19 protein-coding genes are annotated in these 17,032 nt (G+C 59.0%); 11 read left to right on the forward strand and 8 right to left on the reverse strand.

The features are described 5' to 3' along the window. Positions 1-34: 34 nt before the first annotated feature. The gene (locus ADG881_RS15240; protein WP_039926938.1) at positions 35-286 is read right to left on the reverse strand and encodes a CDGSH iron-sulfur domain-containing protein; all 252 of its coding nucleotides are present in this window, start codon (positions 284-286) and stop codon (positions 35-37) included. A gap of 127 nt (positions 287-413) precedes the next feature. On the opposite strand from ADG881_RS15240, the gene ADG881_RS15245 reads away from it, so the two are divergent. From ADG881_RS15245 to ADG881_RS15285, 9 genes are all read left to right on the forward strand, one after another. Beyond that, entirely contained in the window at positions 414-1,280 is an 867-nt protein-coding gene (locus tag ADG881_RS15245; RefSeq protein ID WP_007148543.1) for a GNAT family N-acetyltransferase, read from the forward strand. Positions 1,281-1,330: 50 nt separating this feature from the next. Then, entirely contained in the window at positions 1,331-2,125 is a 795-nt protein-coding gene (locus tag ADG881_RS15250) for a 1-acyl-sn-glycerol-3-phosphate acyltransferase (protein WP_007150061.1), read from the forward strand. A gap of 103 nt (positions 2,126-2,228) precedes the next feature. Next, positions 2,229-2,795: an elongation factor P-like protein YeiP gene (gene yeiP, locus ADG881_RS15255; protein ID WP_007149168.1), complete on the forward strand. Its 567-nt coding sequence runs from the start codon at positions 2,229-2,231 to the stop codon at positions 2,793-2,795. Between the two features lie 10 nt (positions 2,796-2,805). After that, positions 2,806-3,867, forward strand: coding sequence for an aminopeptidase (locus ADG881_RS15260; RefSeq protein ID WP_007148640.1), 1,062 nt, complete (start codon positions 2,806-2,808; stop codon positions 3,865-3,867). Beyond that, complete coding sequence (locus ADG881_RS15265; RefSeq protein WP_007150573.1) at positions 3,858-4,679, forward strand: rhomboid family intramembrane serine protease; 822 nt, start codon at positions 3,858-3,860, stop codon at positions 4,677-4,679. The genes ADG881_RS15260 and ADG881_RS15265 overlap by 10 nt, the downstream gene beginning before the upstream one ends. A 73-nt stretch (positions 4,680-4,752) precedes the next feature. Further along, on the forward strand, positions 4,753-5,604 hold the full coding sequence (locus ADG881_RS15270; protein WP_039926939.1) for a TRAP transporter TatT component family protein: 852 nt from the start codon (positions 4,753-4,755) through the stop codon (positions 5,602-5,604). Between the two features lie 8 nt (positions 5,605-5,612). Then, positions 5,613-6,602: a TRAP transporter substrate-binding protein DctP gene (gene dctP / locus ADG881_RS15275; RefSeq protein ID WP_007148727.1), complete on the forward strand. Its 990-nt coding sequence runs from the start codon at positions 5,613-5,615 to the stop codon at positions 6,600-6,602. Beyond that, entirely contained in the window at positions 6,599-7,108 is a 510-nt protein-coding gene (locus tag ADG881_RS15280; RefSeq protein WP_007149913.1) for a TRAP transporter small permease, read from the forward strand. The genes dctP and ADG881_RS15280 overlap by 4 nt, the downstream gene beginning before the upstream one ends. Then, positions 7,105-8,394: a TRAP transporter large permease gene (locus ADG881_RS15285; RefSeq protein WP_007150563.1), complete on the forward strand. Its 1,290-nt coding sequence runs from the start codon at positions 7,105-7,107 to the stop codon at positions 8,392-8,394. The genes ADG881_RS15280 and ADG881_RS15285 overlap by 4 nt, the downstream gene beginning before the upstream one ends. A 186-nt stretch (positions 8,395-8,580) precedes the next feature. Here the strand turns inward: ADG881_RS15285 and ADG881_RS15290 are convergent, their stop codons facing one another. From ADG881_RS15290 to ADG881_RS15310, 5 genes are all read right to left on the reverse strand, one after another. Continuing rightward, the gene (locus tag ADG881_RS15290; protein ID WP_039926941.1) at positions 8,581-9,348 is read right to left on the reverse strand and encodes an NYN domain-containing protein; all 768 of its coding nucleotides are present in this window, start codon (positions 9,346-9,348) and stop codon (positions 8,581-8,583) included. A 252-nt stretch (positions 9,349-9,600) separates the two neighbouring features. Further along, the gene (locus ADG881_RS15295; RefSeq protein ID WP_007148483.1) at positions 9,601-10,407 is read right to left on the reverse strand and encodes an SDR family oxidoreductase; all 807 of its coding nucleotides are present in this window, start codon (positions 10,405-10,407) and stop codon (positions 9,601-9,603) included. A gap of 13 nt (positions 10,408-10,420) precedes the next feature. After that, on the reverse strand, positions 10,421-11,299 hold the full coding sequence (locus ADG881_RS15300) for a fatty acid desaturase (RefSeq protein ID WP_007148407.1): 879 nt from the start codon (positions 11,297-11,299) through the stop codon (positions 10,421-10,423). A 254-nt stretch (positions 11,300-11,553) separates the two neighbouring features. Continuing rightward, positions 11,554-12,549 carry an AraC family transcriptional regulator gene (locus tag ADG881_RS15305; RefSeq protein WP_007150707.1) on the reverse strand — a complete coding sequence of 332 codons (996 nt, stop codon included), beginning with the start codon at positions 12,547-12,549 and terminating at the stop codon, positions 11,554-11,556. After that, the gene (locus ADG881_RS15310; RefSeq protein ID WP_007148632.1) at positions 12,546-13,163 is read right to left on the reverse strand and encodes a TetR/AcrR family transcriptional regulator; all 618 of its coding nucleotides are present in this window, start codon (positions 13,161-13,163) and stop codon (positions 12,546-12,548) included. Before ADG881_RS15310 ends, ADG881_RS15305 begins: the two co-directional genes overlap by 4 nt. A gap of 80 nt (positions 13,164-13,243) precedes the next feature. On the opposite strand from ADG881_RS15310, the gene ADG881_RS15315 reads away from it, so the two are divergent. Together ADG881_RS15315 and ADG881_RS15320 are read left to right on the forward strand one after the other, a co-directional pair. Further along, positions 13,244-14,482, forward strand: coding sequence for an oxygenase MpaB family protein (locus ADG881_RS15315; protein WP_007150819.1), 1,239 nt, complete (start codon positions 13,244-13,246; stop codon positions 14,480-14,482). A 39-nt stretch (positions 14,483-14,521) separates the two neighbouring features. Continuing rightward, a complete protein-coding gene (locus tag ADG881_RS15320; RefSeq protein WP_007150038.1) occupies positions 14,522-15,388 on the forward strand; it encodes an SDR family oxidoreductase in 867 nt (288 codons plus the stop codon). Between the two features lie 416 nt (positions 15,389-15,804). Here the strand turns inward: ADG881_RS15320 and ADG881_RS15325 are convergent, their stop codons facing one another. Together ADG881_RS15325 and ADG881_RS15330 are read right to left on the reverse strand one after the other, a co-directional pair. Then, entirely contained in the window at positions 15,805-16,413 is a 609-nt protein-coding gene (locus tag ADG881_RS15325) for a GNAT family N-acetyltransferase (RefSeq protein ID WP_007149393.1), read from the reverse strand. Next, on the reverse strand, positions 16,410-16,697 hold the full coding sequence (locus ADG881_RS15330) for a hypothetical protein (protein WP_007148661.1): 288 nt from the start codon (positions 16,695-16,697) through the stop codon (positions 16,410-16,412). Before ADG881_RS15330 ends, ADG881_RS15325 begins: the two co-directional genes overlap by 4 nt. Between the last annotated feature and the right edge of the window lie 335 nt (positions 16,698-17,032).

The following is a 17,032-nucleotide window of genomic DNA, read 5'->3' on the forward strand; positions in this document are numbered from 1 at the left end:
ATGGCAACGCAATCGCGACGTTTTTGCCTGGTGACTATTCACTGTCCACTATCTTCGAATGACTGCCATCGCAGATCATGCCTTTGCTGCTGTGTTTACAGCCGCAGAAAAACACAATCCTGTCCCGCGTGGCGGTGTAGGGAACCGGAGCGAGGCCGGTGCCCTTGTGGCTGCCGTCGCAATAGGGCTGTGTCTGGCTCAGGCCGCAGGCGCACCAGTAGACCGTATCGCCTTTTTTGACGGGTAGCGGGAACGGTACGGTGTGGGCGATGCGGGGGGCGTCCATGGTGCTCTCCAGGGGGCTTTCGTTAACGTCAGGCGCATTTTTCGTGTGTCGCGCAAATGTCATGCAAATGTCACTGCCTTGCCACGGCGGCTGACGACACTGGCCGAAACTGCCAGTGGAGTACACTATGCTTGCGCAAGCTGCAGGAAAGATCAAAGCGTTAAGCCCGCAATTGAAAGGGGCCTTCGCCAAGCCGTTCGTGGCCACCGCCGAGATTCTTCGCTTTCCCCGTGATATGGCCGCCGAGAGGGTAGTTGACGCCCCGGCGCCGGGGCGTTTCACGGCGTATTTCACCCGGTCGCGCCGCGAGATTCTGAAAATCCAGCGCCTGCGCTATCGCATCTTTTCCCAGGAATACGGCGCCAGTTTCAGTGCCCCATTCGGGCTCGACCGGGACCGCTTTGATCGTCACTGCCTGCACCTGGTGGTGCGTGATAACCGCAACGGGGAAATCGTGGGTTACACCCGTGTGCTGCCTGGTGATCGCTTGCACCGGACCGGGGGTTTCTATTCCAGCGGTGAATTTGATCTCACCATGCTGGGTCGACTGGATGGCAAGCTGGCAGAGATCGGCCGTACCTGTATCCACCCGGAACACCGCAACGGGGCCGTTATCAGTGTGCTGTGGGCGCGGCTGGCGCAGTACATGCTGGAAAACGATGTGCGCTACCTGCTGGGCTGCGCCAGTATCGCTCTGAGTGAAGGTTATAACGTGGCAGCGGTGAATCAGCGTATCCAGGCGCGCCACCTGAGCCAGGCAGGGCATCGCGTGCAGCCGCATCTGCGCTTGCAGGCGCTGCCAGGAGATGCCCAGGCGGATAGTGTGAAAATGCCTCCGCTGCTCAAGGCCTACCTGCGCATGGGGGCTCAAGTGTGCGGTGAACCGTGCTGGGACCCGGATTTTAACTGCCTGGATTTCTTTGTGTTGATGGCGGTGGAGGACTTGCCCGCCCGTTATGTGCAGCACTTCATGCAGCCGGCCCAGGCGGTGTAAAGCCGGTTGGCAATGAATCGTGGGCAGTTGGCGACTAACGGGCGGGATAGATGAGCGAGATGAATCATAGCGCCAGCGTTTGCGCGTATTCCCAGGGCGGGCTCTGGCCGCAACTGCGCCGAGTGGGGCGGGTGATCCGCGTTGTACTCTATCTGTTGCGGGGTTTTGTGCTGGCGTTCTTGCTGGGGGCGTTCTGGTCTCCGTATCGGCCTGTGGTGCTGGCGGCGAAACAGCGTTGGTGCCGGCATTTTCTGCGTATCCTCGGGGTGGAGTTGACGGTCACGGGGAGCCGGGTGGAAGCCCCCGTGTTTCTGGTCAGCAACCATGTGTCGTGGCTGGATATTCCTGTGATTGCCAGCCAGCGGCATCTGTATTTTCTCTCCAAGGCGGAGGTGGGTGACTGGCCGTTGATCGGCACACTGGCCCGGGCCATGGGGACCCTGTTTATCAAGCGCGGCAGTGGTGAGTCGGTTCGCAAGGCCCAGGAAATTGCCGGTCGCTTGCAGCAGGGGCACACGGTGCTGGTGTTCCCGGAAGGCACCACCACCGATGGCTCCAGCCTGCGCCGCTTTTTTCCGCAATTGTTTGATGCCCCCTTGCTGGCGGGCGTGCCGGTGCAACCGTTAGCGGTACGCTACCTGGATAACATGGGCGCTCCGGACCGGGGCCTGGCCTTTATTGGTGACGATGAGTTTCATCATCACCTGTGGGCCATGTTGCTCCGCCAAAAAATCCGCGTTCGCCTGCACTTCTGTACGCCCCTGGATGGTGAAGGCATGGACCGCAAACAATTGTGTGCCCAAGCTTACGAACGGCTTGAGGGGCAATTGAAAGTTCAAAGTTGAAAGCTTAAAAGCGCAAGAACGTTCAACTTGTCTCTCGGCTCTCCCTGCCTGTCGTCTCGCTTTGTTGTAGCATTGGCGCATCAATTGCCCAGGACCGCTTTCCATGACCCGCGCCAGTGAACTGAAAAAATCCGACGTTATCGAAGTCAACGGCACCCTGTATGCCATCCGCCAGATTGAGGTGCAGTCGCCTTCTGCCCGGGGCGCGGCCACCTTGTATCGGGTGAAGGCCAGTGCGGTTGGCGGTGGTCCCAAGTTTGAAGAGCGCTTCAAGGGGGATGACGACGTGGCCACGGTGGAGCTGCAGCGCCGCCCGGTGCAGTTTTCCTACGTGGACGGGGATGACTACATCTTCATGGATAATGAGGATTTCTCCCAATACTTGCTCAAGCAGGAAGATATCAGCGATGAGCTGGCGTTCATCACGGAAGAAACCGAAGGGGTGTTGGCCCTGAGAGTGGAAGAATCGGTCATCGGCCTGGAGCTGCCGGCGTCGGTGGTACTGGAAGTGACTGAAACCACCCCGGCCATGAAGGCTGCGTCTGCATCCGCCCGCACCAAGCCAGCCACCCTGAATACCGGCCTGGTAGTGCAGGTGCCGGAATATATCGTGGAAGGGGAAAAGGTGCGGGTGAATACCGCCGAACGTAAATTCATGTCCCGGGCCTGATTGCCAGCAGATGCGGTTATCTCCCCTGTGCAAGTTGCCTGCTGTCGCTGTGTTGCTGCTGTGCGGCGTTTTGGCGGGGTGTCAGGTGGGGTATTACGGCCAGGCGGTGAAAGGCCACTGGTCGCTGATGGGCAAGCGCGAGCCGGTGAGCACGGTGCTGGCGGATGCCAATACGTCGCCGGCACTGGCCGGCAAGTTGCGCTTCAGCCAGCAGGTCATCGCGTTTGCCGGTGAGGCCCTGTCGTTGCCGGCCGACGATGTCTACCACCAGTATGTGGCGCTGGAGCAGGATGCGGTGGTGTGGAATGTGTTGGCGGCACCGGCATATTCCCTGGCACCGAAAACCTGGTGCTACCTGATGATTGGCTGTGTCAGTTACCGGGGGTATTTTGACAAGGGGCGTGCTACCCGCGAGGCGGAGGCCCTGGCTGAAGACGGGATGGACACCTTCGTGGGTGGCGCCATTGCCTACTCCACCCTGGGTTGGTTTGCCGACCCGCTGACCACGCCCATGCTCGACCGATCCCGCCCGTCGCTGGCGCAATTGCTGATCCACGAGCTGGTGCACCGCAAGCTGTATATCAAGGATGACACCCGTTTCAATGAATCCCTGGCGACCCTGGTCGGCCGGGAGGGTGCAGTGGATTATTTTGCCCATAGCGGTGAGCCGCTGGCGGCGGACTACTGGGAGCAGCGCGAACAGGTGCAGGACGCCTTTATGGCCATTGTGCAGGCGACGCGTGGGGCCCTGAAAACACTGTATGCGTCGCAGCAGGATGAAGACGCGCTGGCGCGGGAGAAAACCCGTATCCTGCAGCAGGCCCGAGACCGCTTTGCCCGCGATAGCCAGGCGCAACCGGCCCTGAAAGCCTACGCGGGGTTTTTCGACGGGCGATTGAACAATGCCCGCCTTAACGGCGTCAGTGACTATAACGATTATGTGCCGGCCTTTGCCCGCCTGCTGGACCAGTGTCGGCGGGACTGGGGCTGCTTCTGGCAACAGGTGGATAACCTGGTGGCCATGAAGGATACGCAACGCAAACAGGCCCTGGAGGCACTCGCATGGAACTGATTCGCACCCCCCAGGCAGAGCTGGCGGACCTGATTGAGCGCACGCTGAAGCGCAATGGTTTTCAGGTGGACCGTCATGAAGATGAAGGGCAATTCGTGCTGGGGGTCCCCGATGCGGAGCAATACCCCCATGCGCGCCAGCTGACCGCAGAGCTGATTGCCGACTTGAAACGGGGCCAAAGCCAACAGGCTGTGGAGCCTCTGACCGGCCAGCCGCAGCCATTGTTGTCTGGTGGCTGGCTAGCCAGCATGGGGTGGGTGACCAGGATTGGGCTGGTGCTGTGTGTGGCCATCTTCCTGACCCCTTATTTATTCGGTGACGGGGTCTATCGTGCCTTGCTGTTCCCCGCGTCCATGGAGGGATTGACTAGCCAGCCCTGGCGCTTGATCACCCCCATGCTGCTGCACTTTTCCCTGCTCCATATCATCTTCAATTTGCTGTGGTGGGCGGATCTGGGGCGCTTGATTGAACGCCATCAATCAAGCGCCCAGCTGCTGCTGGTGACGCTGGTGACGGCCGCGGTGTCCAATGTGGCTCAGTTCTTGTACAGCGGCCCCATGTTCGGGGGCTTGTCCGGCGTGGTGTATGGTCTGTTGGGCTACCTGTGGATCTTCGGGCGGCTGAATCCCGGGGCCGGGTTTGCTCTGCGCCGGCAGATTGTGGTCTTCATGCTGGCATGGATGGCAATTTGTTTCGTAGGGCTATCGGATGTGGTGGCGAATGCGGCGCATCTGGCCGGGTTGGTAAGCGGTTGTTTGCTGGGTGGCATTTTCGGCATGGTGCGGCGCAGCCAGAAGAGCAGGGCGGTTTGAGTTACCCCCGGGGGGCTGCTATAAAGACAGCCAAAACAATGAAGTCACAATAATGAAAGGATGCCAGCGACCTATGCAGTGGCGCTCTGTACCTTACTCGGTACCTTCTCTCTTTTTCGCAGCGGTGGTTACCCTGCAAGGCTGCTCTCTGGCCCATGTTGACGACAACCTGCCCTACGGTGTCCTCAACAACAATGACCTGCAGCTGGTCGAAGACGGCCTGCCCACCTATTTGCTGATGGTTGATGGCCTGATTGAGAACTGGCCGGAAAGTGAATCCCTGCTGAGTAGCGGTGCAGACCTCTACGGTGCCTACGCTGGCTTGTTTGTGGAAGACCCGGAGCGGGCCCGCAAACTCAGCAACAAGGCGCTGGAATACGGTTTTCGCGCTGCCTGCGCCCACCACAAGGATTACTGCGATTTGCGCAGCCTGTCGGTGCCCGAATTTGAATCCCTGCTGGACGATGCCGGTAAAGGCGATGTGCCGGTGCTGTTTTCCCTGGGCAGCGCCTGGGCCGGTTATATCCAGCAGAACACCAGCGACTGGAATGCGGTAGCGGAACTGGGCCGGGTGGAAGCCATCATGGCGCGCATCGTGGCGCTGGATGAAGGTTACCAGTACGGCCAGGCACATATGTACCTGGGGGTGCTGAACAGCATCCTGCCGGCGTCGCTGGGTGGCAAGCCGGAACAGGCCAAGGCGCATTTTGAAGAGGCGGTATTGCTGTCCGACGGCAAGAACCTGCTGGCCCAAGTGCTGTATGCAGAAAAATACGCGCGTCTGGTGTTCGATCGGGAGCTGCACGACAGCTTGCTCAATGAGGTGCTGGCGGCGGACCCGGATGTCCACGGCCTGACCCTGCAAAATACCTATGCGCAGCAGCAGGCTGAAGCCTTGCTTGCCGACGCGGATGATTATTTCTAGGAGTGTTTATGCTGCGCCTTGTCACTGTTCTGATCGCGCTGTTGCCGCTGGTAGCCACCGCTGCGACCACCTTGAAAATTTCCACCCTGTACCCGGATGGCACCACCATCGTCACCGGCCTGAAAAAAGCCGGCAAAGACATTGCGGCGCAAACCGAAGGCCGGGTAAAGCTGAAAATCTACCCTGGTGGAGTGATGGGGGATGACCGGGCGGTAGAGCGCAAAATCCGCATCGGCCAGCTCCATGGCCTGGTGGCCCAGGGCGGTGCCTTTGCCTCCGCTTACAAGGACAGCCAGATTCTCAACGTGCCGCTGGCCTTCAACAATTACGATGAAGTAGACGCGGTGCGCAGCGAGTTGGACCCGGTCATCCAGAAAGGCCTGGAAGATGGCGGCTGGGTCAGCTTTGGTCTGCTGGATGGCGGCTTTGCGTATGTCATGTCTGAGCAGCCAGTGAAAAGCGTATCCGATCTGCGTGAACAGAAACTGTGGTTGCCGGCCAATGATGAAGCCTCTGCCAAGGCGGCCAAGGCGTTCGAACTGTCCCCCATTTTGCTCAACATCGGTTCGGTGCTCACCTCCCTGCAGACCGGTGCAGTGAATGCCTTCGCAGCCCCCCCGGTGGCGGCCCTGACCCTGCAATGGTATTCCCGGGTGAACTACCTGACCGACATGCCGCTGCTCTATACCTTCGGCATGCTGGGTATCCATGAAAAATATTTCAAGCGTATGAGCCCGGAAGATCAGCAGGTGGTCCGTACGGTACTGGAAGCCACCTTTGACAAACTGGATGCGCAAAGCCGCAAGGAAAACCTGAGTGCCTTTGCCGCTGTCCAGCAGCAGGGGCTGGAAGTGATCAAGCCCAGCGACGAACAACGCGAGGAATGGCACAGCTACGCCGAGCGTGCTACTGCAGAACTGGTGGAAGAAGGTGAAATCAGCCAGGCCATGCTGGATCGACTTAACGGCATTCTTGCCAAGCAACGCGACGGGCAATGATGGCAGCGCTATTACGTGGGGTGCATCGCACCCTTCATCATATCGAGGACGGCCTTATCGTGGCCGTCCTTTTGTTTATGATCCTGCTGGCGGTGGCGCAGATTGTGCTGCGTAATTTCTTTGGCACCAGCTTGGTGTGGATCGAGCCGCTGCTGCAGAACGCGGTGCTATGGATTGGCTTGCTGGGCGCGATGATTGCCTCACGTAATGACGAGCACATCCGCATTGATGTGGCCTCGTCACTGTTACCGGAAAAGTACCATCCCTTCCTGACCACCTTCGTGGATCTGTTCACCGCCTTTATCTGTCTGCTGGTGGCCTGGTATAGCGTGCACTTCGTAATCGAAGAGTATGAGTACGCTTCGCCGGCCTTTGCCAGTGTGCCGAGCTGGTTGTTGCAAGCCATTATCCCGGTGGGCTTCTCGGTCATGGCACTGCGCTACGTGGTGCTGTTTGCCTTGGGATTGATTGGCAAACGGCCGAAAATGCAGGAGCCGACGCCATGATCATTGCGGCGATTGTCCTGCTGGTGGTGTTGGCGCTGATGGGCGCTCCTCTGTTTGCCATTATTCTCGGCGCAGCCGCACTGGGTTTCTATACCCTGGAAATCGAGCTGGCGGTGCTGCACATCGACATCTACCAGCTGAGTAATTCCGTCGTGCTGATGGCGTTACCGCTGTTTACCTTCGCCGGCTTTTTGCTCAGTGAATCGAAAACCGCCGATCGCATGTTGCGGCTCAGCCAGGCCGCGTTCGGCTGGATGCCCGGTGGCATGGCCTTTGTTGCGCTGATTGCCTGTGCGTTCTTCACCGCCCTGACTGGCGGCTCCGGTGTCACCATTGTGGCACTGGGTGCGCTGTTGCTACCGGCGCTGGTGAAAGGCAATTATCCGGAAAAATTCAGCCTCGGTCTGGTGACTTCCTCGGGGAGTCTGGGGTTGTTGCTGGTGCCGTCGGTACCCCTGTTGATCTACGGCATTATTGCCCAGCAAATGTCCCAGCAGCTGGAGATGCCGACGGTAGAAATTGTCGATCTGTATCTGGCTGGTCTGTTGCCTGCGCTGCTGATGATCGTGCTGCTTTACGGCTACTGTGTGTGGGCCACGCGGGGCACCGATGTGCCTCGGCAGGCGTTTGATTTTCGTGAATTGGTGGATGCGCTCTGGGAAGCGCGCTGGGAGCTGCCGCTGCCGCTGGTAGTGCTCGGCGGGATCTTCTCCGGTTTCCTGGTGATCAGTGAAGCGGCGGCGGTGACGGCGCTGTATGTGTTGGTGGCGGAGGTGTTCCTGTACCGGGAGATCTCGCTGCGCAAGCTACCGACCATCATGCGCGATTCCATGATCATGGTGGGCGGTATTCTGCTGATTCTGGCGGTGGCGCAGGCTTTCTCGGATTACCTGGTGTATGCCGGTGTGCCGGAGAAGCTGTTTGAACTGATCCAGACACACGTTGAGAGCAAGATTACCTTCCTGATCCTGCTCAATATCCTGCTGTTGTTGCTGGGCGCGTTGCTGGATATCTTTGCCGCGCTGGTGATTATGGTGCCGCTGATCCTGCCGGTGGCGTTGCGGTATGGGATTGACCCGGTGCATCTGGGGATTATCTTCGTGGCGAACATGCAGATCGGCTACATCACTCCGCCTGTAGGCATGAACCTGTTTATTGCCAGTTACCGCTTCAAGAAGAAAGTCACCGAACTGTTCGCGGCGACGATTCCCTTCATGCTGATATTGATCATTGCCTTGTTGATGATTACCTATATTCCGCAGCTCAGTCTCTGGTTGGTGCGCTGAACTTGTGCAGGAGTGAAGCGAATACGCCGCTGGTGGCGGGATAACCAGAGCATCGAGTCGCGAGAAGCGAGTTTCGAAAGGCAAAACCCGGAACCGGGGGTAAAGCCTGGTGATTTTCGCTTCTCGTAACTCGTTACTCGCAACTGGACTTATCGCGCCGCCAGCGACGCTCCTACATCAGAGGCATCACTTCCGGAGTGTCTTGACCTGAATGCTTTTGCCTTGCCCTTTCTGAATCTGGAACCATTTGGGGTAGGCACGAATCATGTCGCTGAGTTTCTTGTGGCCGAACAGGCGGGTGTCAAAATCGGGTTTGCGTTTGCTCAGGTGCTGGCCCACCGTGCCCAGATTGGCCCAGTCGTCCTCATCGGAAATATCATCGATCACGTTGGCGATCAGTTGCAGCGGCGGGGGCTCCTTGCTGACAGGTGTTTCTGCCTGGGCGGGGGCATCGGGTTTGTCTGAGGTGCTCTCGGGGGCATGGTCGGAGCGCAGTACTTCGGTGTAGATGAACTTGTCGCAGGCGGCCACGAAAGGCCCCGGTGTCTTACGTTCACCGAAGCCATACACGGTGAGGCCTTCTTCCCTTAACCTTGCCGCCAGGCGAGTGAAATCACTGTCACTGGACACCAGACAGAACCCGGAAAGCTGTTTGGTGTAGAGCAGATCCATGGCGTCGATGATCATGCTGCAATCGGTGGCATTCTTGCCCTGGGTGTAGGCAAATTGCTGGATCGGCTGTACGGAATGTTTCAGCAGCACGCTTTTCCAGCCACCCAGATTGGGTTTGGTCCAGTCGCCGTAGATTCGCTTGACGCTGGCGGTGCCAAATTTGGCAATTTCCTCGAACAGTCCGTCGACGATTTTGGGGGGTGTATTGTCTGCATCGATCAATACCGCCAACGATGTGGTGCTGAGCGGTGGGGAGTCCGTGTCACTGTTTGCGCCTGCCATGAGCCATTCCTTTTCCTGCGATATCCTCAACATAACGGATTCGGCAGGGAAGCGACATGGGGTGAGCGAAACGGGCGCCGGTGGGGCGCTTGAGCCGCGCAGCGAGTGACGAGTTTCGAGTTACGAAAGGCAAAAAACAAAACCGGGATCTTTGGGAGGGCTTTCGAAACTCGCTTCCCGCGACCCGCAACGGTCTTGTTCGCGCCTCATATCCGCAGGGCATGGGGAGCTTCGTTTCTAGCGGTTTGTCGGTCAGCCATTCATCTCTTTTACCGATTTTTTATAAACGAAACTGGCCATGGCGCGCAGGGGCATCATGCGGATCCAGATGCTTTGCAGGGTGACAGACAGGCCCGGCAGGGCGTAACGCTTGCCCTTGTTCAGGGCGGCGTAACCCGCTTGAGCCACCTCCTCCGGGGTGGCGATTTGTGCGGAGACAAACTCTCTGATGCCACTGGAGGATTGATGTTTGCTTTCGGCGGTATCCAGAAACGCCGTTTTGGTAGTGCTGGGGCAGAAGCAGGTGACCTGCACACCGTAGGGTTTCAGTTCTTCCTGTAGCGAGGCGCTCAGGTTAATCACGAAGGCCTTGCTGGCGCTGTAGGCGGCAAAGAAGGGCATGGGGCAGAATCCGGCCAGGGAGCCGATGTTCATGATTTTGCCTTCGCCGCGGGCCTTCATTTTTGCACCCACCAACATGCATAGCTTGCTGAGCAGGATGTTGTTCAGGGTAAGCATGCGCTCCAGCTTTTGGCTGTCCTGTTCCACATGTTCACCCATCATGCCGAAGCCCACGTTGTTCACCAGCACGTCCAGCTCGATGTCTTCACGATTCAGCCACTGGATGATTTCTTCAGCGGCACCGGGTTGTGACAGATCCATCTGCACCGGGCGGTAATCCACATCAGCTCGTTGGCTTTTTAGCTGCTGCCCCAGTGCATCCAGTTCCTCTTGAAGCAGGCTGAACACCACGATGCGGTAACCGTCGGAATTAAACAGCTTGCAGAATTCCCGACCAATGCCGCCGGCGCCGCCGGTGATCAAAACGGTTTTTGTCATTGTTGTTCTCCTGTCAGGCGTTGCCGGGTGGGTTGTCTGGACCGAGCTGAAAAGGCGAAATAATCATGCTGCCGGAGTGTTCCCGGTGGTACTGCTCACGGGCTTTCCACACCTTGCCGTAGCGGTAGAACGGCACGGTGGGGTAGAGGTGATGGACCAGATGATAGTTCTGGTACATGAGAATCGGCGTGAGCAGCCACTCCTTGCCCATGCGCATCAGCGCGGTGGTGTTGGGGTTCTCATCCTGACGGCCCGTATGCGGGTAGTGCGGCAGCACCATGAACACCAGGCACATCAAGTAGAACGAAATGTAGGAGGGGATCAGCCACAGCATCAGCGCTTCGTAGGGCGCCCAGAGAAACAGGGCGGTCAGGGCGACGCCGGCCACGGCCAGTTCACGCCAGACTTCAGTCGGCTTCACGTTGGGCAGCACGTCCGGTTTGCGCAGGAAGTTGATCAGGTAAATGAAAGGCCAGAACCCCCACAGCGGCATGGTCCACAGGCTGCTGGCCATCCAGTGATCCGGATCCTTCTCCGGGTCGTTGGCGAAACGGTGGTGGCGCATGTGCAGCAGACGGAACATTTTGCCCTTGCCAAAGGGCACGGCCACAAAGGTGGCAATGGAGAGGATCAGGTCGTTGTGCTCGGACTTCTGCGCCGCCGCCCGGTGGATGGCTTCATGGGCGGGGGTGAACATGATGTAGCCGCCAATGCTGTTAATGATCAGGCCAACCCAGGCGGGCCACAGATCATTCAACACCATGACCCAGCTGAGGATGTTGGCACCGTGCGCGAGGATCATCAGGGTGACTGTGGGCCAGGCGATTTTGGGCGACACTTTCAGCCTGGCCAGTGTTTTCAGGGCGTCGCTATCGGTTGTTGTACTTGTCATGGCAGTCTCCCGCTTAGTCTGAAAACACAGTGTTTACCGTTGACAAGGAAAAGGTAAGAACCGAAATTGCCATCAGGGGGATAAAAAGTGACAAAGAACAGCAGCAAGCCTCAAGCTACAAGCTGCAACACGGTACAGGCCCTCGCACCAGCAGCACTGTGCTTGCGAATTCAGGTCTGGCGCGGGCACTGCCGCCGCATCCCGACCCCTTTCTCCCGCGTTGCAGCTTGTAGCTTGAGGCTTGTCGCGTTGTTTTATTCCCGCCGGAAGCTGCCGGGGGTGGTGCCGAACCAGCGCTGGAAGGCGCGGCGGAAGCTGGCCACGTCGGTGTAGCCCAGATCTTCGGCCACGGCGGCCACGGTGTAGTGCGGCAGCCCGAGCAGTTGGGCGGCGCGGCGGCTGAGAGTCTGGTCACGGAGCTGCTGGAAGCGGGTGTTTTCCTGTTTGAGTTTGCGGATCAGGGTGCGTGGGCTCATGTGCAGCTGATCGGCCACGGTATCCAGGCTGGCCTTGCCATGGTGTTGATGCAGTAGCGCCAGCACCTGGTCGCTGACGGTGCCACGGTTGCGCAGTGCTTCCTGGCGGGCCTCGCATTGCTCGATGGCGATCCACAGCAGGTCTCGATCATGGCTGGGCAAGGTTTCATCGCCGTAGCGGGCAGGCAATTTGATGGCCGTGTAAGCCGCGTCAAAGACCAGCCGGGTGCCGGGGAAGGTTTGTGCGTAACACTCCGCGTAGTCAGGGGCCGGGTAATTGAAATGGACTTCTCCCCCGTCAATCGATTTGCCGCGCAATACCACATGGCAGGCGAACGCGGAGGCCATGACGGATTCGACCAGAAACTGCACGTTGTCATCCAGTGGGTAGGCGAATTCCTGTCGCAGCGTAATGGTGTCCTGCTGTTCTTCAAACACCGTGGTAAAGACTTGTGTGCGGGTGTTGATGAAGCGGGCAAACAACTGCATGGCATCGCGCAGGGTGGGGCTGGCCATGGCCGCCATGCCCATGGGGCCGTGCATGGCGGGGAGGGCACGCAGGCCGGTTTGCAGTGCGATATCCGGGCGGTCGCTGAGCTGGCGGGCATTGCTGATTAACTGGCAGGCGCCGGGCCAGTCGATGAAGCCATCGCTGTGCTGCAGGGTGTCCACGTCCACCCCGGTATCGGCCACCAGCTTTTCCAGGCCAGCCTGATCCAGGCCCAGGGTCTGGGCAATCATGCGGCAGTAGGTCATGGCCAGGTCCGGTGTCATGAAAGCGTGCCCTGATGATCGGGGGGTGTGGCCATGTAACCGGCGACCATGCGGGTCAGCTCGTTGGCCAGGTCGTCCTCGCGAATCAGGCCGTTGTGCTGGCTGATATGGCGAACCATGGTGAAAAGCACACTGTTGGTGACGATAAACACCCGCACCTCCAGATTGCGAATCGGGTAGTCCTGATAGTGGCGCAGGAAGTAGAGCCTGGCCAGGTCCATGAAATGCTGCTGCAAGGTATTCACGACCCGGTCGGTGGGTAGCCGGTGCCAGTTGCGTACCAGCTCCAGGTAGAGCCCGTCGCGGGAGTTGAGCACGGCGAAACCAAACTGGATGGCGCTGCTGATCATTGCGTTCATATCCACATTATCCAGCAGCGGCAGGCGCTTGAGGCCCGCACCGATATCGTCTGCCAGACTCTCCATCAGCGCCTCGATAAGGCCGTCCTTGTCGCCGAAATACTGGTACAGCGACCCTACGCTGACGCCGGCCACTTCGGCGATGCGGGCGGTGGTGGTGTTGTCCAGGCCCTGCTGCTGGATGACTTTCGCGGTGGCGTCGATCAGTGCTTTCACCAGTTCCCGGGAACGCTGCTGTTGGGGACGTTTACGCATGGAACCTCTAATGCGAATTGAATGCGAATACATATTCGCATTATGTTTCCGGCCAATGCAAGCACACCGTGGAGGCCGAGATGACGGTTCAGGCTCATATTGATGCGACCCCAAGCCGGGCGCGCCCGTTCGAGAAAACCCAGCAACCCACGCCGGCGTTGCTGCGCAAGCTGCTGGGCCGTGATCTGGCCCCCAGCCGGGGCGAATTCAGTGCGGTGCTGGAGGCGCTCAATGTGGGGGATCCGGCCATGGATTTATTGGTGGACTGGATGATGGATTATGGCCCCCGTGAGTCACGGGCGCTGTTTGAAACCGCCATTACCGAGGGACTGGCGGCCATCCCGGATTGCCCGGAACCGCTGCGGCTGTTTATCAAAAGTGTGGAAAGGCGCCCGGCCTGGGTCGACTTCGACCTGATTGATGAGGGCGCCCGCTTTATTCACTCCACCGGGATGACCGCGCCCTATGTACTGCGCGATCTGGCATTGATGGGGGGCTACCTGCTGTCCGGTTTCAATCAATCGCTGGTATTGACCGGGGCGTTGAATCAGGGCGCTTCGCGACGCATTGCCGAGACCGGGAAGTGGTGGGTCGATTGCACCGAGCAAGGCGGACTGAGACGTTTCAGTGCGGGTTTCCGGGGCACCTTGCACGTGCGTCTGGTGCATTCGCTGGTGCGCCGCAACCTGGCGAGCCGTGGCCAGTGGGATGCTACCCGGTGGGGCATGCCCCTGAGTCAGGTGGACATGGTGGCCACCTACCTGGGGTTCTGTGTGGTGATGCTGGGTGGCCTGCGCAAGATGGGGGTGCCGGTGACGCCGCGGGAATCCCGTGCGGTGATGCACCTGTGGAAATATACCTGCTGGCTGATGGGCGTGGACGAAAAGTGGCTGGTGGATCGGGAGCAGGACGGCATTGTGTTGCTGCACCATACCTTGATGACCCAGAGCCAGCCGGACTGGACCAGTCGGGAGCTGGGCAAGGCCCTGGCTGAAGAACCGCTGGAGCGTCACTTCCGCCGATTTGAATCCCTGCAGCGCAAGCTTGCCTACCAGAAACACCTGAGTGTCAGCCGTTACTTTCTGAGCCGCGACAAGATGGCGCAGCTGGGGCTGCCGGAATCGGTATCGGCCTGGTACCCGCTGGCCACACTGTTGCCGCGACTGCTTTCGTTCAGTGGCCAGCACTATGTGCCAGGGCTGCGCCAATGGCAGCAACAAAGGGGCCGTCGTGCTCAGCGCCAGGTCCTGGCGCAAATGTTCGGTGAAGCGAAACAGGATCTTATCCGACCGGACGCCAATCACCCTGGCCATGCCTGAGGGCGATGGCTCAACGGATCAGCAATAAAGGAAAACAGAATGACTGCAGTGCAAACGAAAACCGTTTTTATCACTGGTGCGTCCTCCGGCATCGGTTATGCCACGGCACGATTGTTTCAGGACAAGGGCTGGAATGTGGTCGCGACCCTGCGCAAGCCGGAACAGGCCGAAGCGCTGGCCGCCTTGCCGCGGGTGTTGTGTCTGCCACTTGATGTGAATGACCGTACCAGCATTCATGCGGCGGTTGAAAAGGCCATTGAACATTTTGGCGCCATTGATGTGCTGGTGAACAATGCGGGGTACGGCCTGATGGGGGCGTTTGAAACCCTGGACGAAGCCCAGATCATTCGTCAGTTCGATACCAATGTGTTTGGGCTGATGGAAACGTGCCGGGCCGTGTTGCCGCATTTTCGCGAACGCAAAAGCGGCGCGCTGGTGAATGTGGCCAGCATGGTCGGGCGCGTACCGTTGCCGCTTTACAGTGTGTACAACGCCAGCAAATGGGCGGTGGAAGGATTTACCGAAGGGCTGGTGTATGAGCTTTGTCCGTTGGGCATCGGAGTGAAAATCATTGAGCCGGGGGCGGTGAATACAGCGTTCTTCGGCCGCTCGGCGGATCGGGATAACCGCACCGGTGTCAGTACCTACGATCAGTATTCCAAAGCCCAGTTCGGCGTCATGGACAAGACCGGGCCGGGCGGTTCTAGCCCGGAAGATGCGGCGAAGGTGATCTACAGGGCCGCCAACGATTCCAGCCAACGGCTGCGCTATAGCGTGGGTACGGATGCTCGCATGTTGTTGCTGGCGCGCCGGTGGCTGCCGGAAACCTTATTCCGCGCCATGATTCGTATGAGCCTGTCGGAAAAGGCGTTCAACAGTGTGGGAAAGCTGCTCTACAAGTCCTGAATCACATATACGATCTGCATGCAGCGTGAAGCGTGTGGCGGCCGCAAAGCGGCAAAAAAATGGCCGTCGGGGGGACGGCCTTAAGGGGGAATCAATGGGCCCTGATGAGCCCGGGGTATAACCACAGAGTGAGCGCAATGTGATTGGGTAGCTGAAGCGGGGTTCTCTTCAGCAATGGGATAAGTATAGGGGGCGTCTGCCGACCAACCCACGGGAATGGCTCGACCGGTTTGATCAGATTAATTGATCAATGGGCGGAGCAGGGAGATTCAGGGCGCGCTCCGGTAATTCGTGTTGCCCAGAACGCATGGAGCCTGGGCTTTTCAGGTTTTGAATGAAAGCGTCAGTCGTCGGGCATCTGGCGCGCAGCGGTTGCCCGTGTTGCGTTCTGCGTGAGGCGTGTTGCGGTTCTTGATTCAGACCAGTGACTTGCGCATGTGGTGCCGGGGCAGGCGCACGCCATCGCGTTCAGCTTCTTCCTGGCCTTCACTGGTAAACCCCATAAAATGGAAAAAGTCGTGGGCCGTGAGGCTGGCGTGGGCGTTGAGTTCGGTGATGCCTTCCACCCGCGCGCCGTATTCCAGGTGCTGGTAGAGCAGCGTGGCAATGCCCACGCGGCTGGCATCCGGGTGTACGAAGACCATGTTGATATAACCATTGACCCGGTGAGCAAAACCCACCAGCGCGTCGTCCCATTCGGCGACCACGGCTTCCCCTTCACTGAGAGCGGAAATCAGGCTCTCGTGGCTTTGTGCGCGGCTCCAGGCATCCCGTTGTTGTTGGTCGTATTGGTCGGCGGCGCTGATCTGGATGGCCTCGCGGAATACGCCCAGCAGTTCACCCAGGTCGGTGCTTTCCAGTGGGCGAATCTGGAAGGGCAGAAACAGGGCGAGAGGATCGTCAACAGTGTCGGGGGTATCCTGGGCGACGTCGGCTGGAGTGGACGGTTCCGGTGTGGCCGCTCCGGCGGGCGCAGTGGGCCGATGGGTGCGACGGAACAGGCGTTGTAGCCATTGCCCAATCATGGCTGCGTGCCTGCCGGGTTGGCGGGGGCGGATGCGTTATCCGAGGCTTTCATCGACTGGATCTGGGCGCGCAGTGCATCCAGATACTGCTCTTGTTGTTCCAGCAGTTCGCGGGTGGTTTGCTGTTGGGCTTCCAGCTCGCTGGCCCGGGCTTCCAGTTCCTGCTGTTCGCGCAGGCGTGCATCCCGTTGTTCTGCCGTTAGCAGATCCGCGTCGCTGGTTTGCGATTGGGCGATGGCCTGACTGCCCAGTAGGCAGCAAAGAAAAGTGAAGACGATACGCACGGAGTTCCCCGAAACCCGGTGTGGAAGACAGCCAGCATAGCAAAAACTGGGCGAGGGGTGCTACGAGCTACGAGCTACGAGCTACGAGCTACGAGCTACGAGCTACGAGCTACGAGCTACGAGCTACGAGCTACGAGCTACGAGCTACGAGCTACGAAAAATAGATAGAGGAGGTTGGGAAAGTTCCCGCTCTATTGAGGTCTGCTAAGTTGAGTATGCCGACAACTGGGGAGGAGGGGCACGCCAGATGTCGGATTACGCCTTAGGCTAATGCGACCTACGATGGGTGACAAAAATGCAGAAGGCCGCGCCCGTTTCCGGGCGCGGCCTCTTGG

The sequence above is a fragment of the Alcanivorax sp. DG881 genome, from assembly GCF_000155615.1.
Taxonomy (GTDB): Bacteria; Pseudomonadota; Gammaproteobacteria; order Pseudomonadales; family Alcanivoracaceae; genus Alcanivorax.

Bases quoted from the DNA above. Each gene is read 5' to 3' on its own strand.
- ADG881_RS15300 (WP_007148407.1), bottom strand. From the start codon at position 11,299: ATGACAAGTACAACAACCGATAGCGACGCCCTGAAAACACTGGCCAGG.
- ADG881_RS15245 (WP_007148543.1), top strand. From the start codon at position 414: ATGCTTGCGCAAGCTGCAGGAAAGATCAAAGCGTTAAGCCCGCAATTG.
- ADG881_RS15280 (WP_007149913.1), top strand. From the start codon at position 6,599: ATGATGGCAGCGCTATTACGTGGGGTGCATCGCACCCTTCATCATATC.
- yeiP (WP_007149168.1), top strand. From the start codon at position 2,229: ATGACCCGCGCCAGTGAACTGAAAAAATCCGACGTTATCGAAGTCAAC.
- ADG881_RS15310 (WP_007148632.1), bottom strand. From the start codon at position 13,163: ATGCGTAAACGTCCCCAACAGCAGCGTTCCCGGGAACTGGTGAAAGCA.
- ADG881_RS15320 (WP_007150038.1), top strand. From the start codon at position 14,522: ATGACTGCAGTGCAAACGAAAACCGTTTTTATCACTGGTGCGTCCTCC.
- ADG881_RS15265 (WP_007150573.1), top strand. From the start codon at position 3,858: ATGGAACTGATTCGCACCCCCCAGGCAGAGCTGGCGGACCTGATTGAG.
- ADG881_RS15260 (WP_007148640.1), top strand. From the start codon at position 2,806: ATGCGGTTATCTCCCCTGTGCAAGTTGCCTGCTGTCGCTGTGTTGCTG.
- dctP (WP_007148727.1), top strand. From the start codon at position 5,613: ATGCTGCGCCTTGTCACTGTTCTGATCGCGCTGTTGCCGCTGGTAGCC.
- ADG881_RS15250 (WP_007150061.1), top strand. From the start codon at position 1,331: ATGAGCGAGATGAATCATAGCGCCAGCGTTTGCGCGTATTCCCAGGGC.
- ADG881_RS15325 (WP_007149393.1), bottom strand. From the start codon at position 16,413: ATGATTGGGCAATGGCTACAACGCCTGTTCCGTCGCACCCATCGGCCC.
- ADG881_RS15240 (WP_039926938.1), bottom strand. From the start codon at position 286: ATGGACGCCCCCCGCATCGCCCACACCGTACCGTTCCCGCTACCCGTC.
- ADG881_RS15315 (WP_007150819.1), top strand. From the start codon at position 13,244: ATGACGGTTCAGGCTCATATTGATGCGACCCCAAGCCGGGCGCGCCCG.
- ADG881_RS15290 (WP_039926941.1), bottom strand. From the start codon at position 9,348: ATGGCAGGCGCAAACAGTGACACGGACTCCCCACCGCTCAGCACCACA.
- ADG881_RS15270 (WP_039926939.1), top strand. From the start codon at position 4,753: ATGCAGTGGCGCTCTGTACCTTACTCGGTACCTTCTCTCTTTTTCGCA.
- ADG881_RS15305 (WP_007150707.1), bottom strand. From the start codon at position 12,549: ATGACACCGGACCTGGCCATGACCTACTGCCGCATGATTGCCCAGACC.
- ADG881_RS15295 (WP_007148483.1), bottom strand. From the start codon at position 10,407: ATGACAAAAACCGTTTTGATCACCGGCGGCGCCGGCGGCATTGGTCGG.
- ADG881_RS15285 (WP_007150563.1), top strand. From the start codon at position 7,105: ATGATCATTGCGGCGATTGTCCTGCTGGTGGTGTTGGCGCTGATGGGC.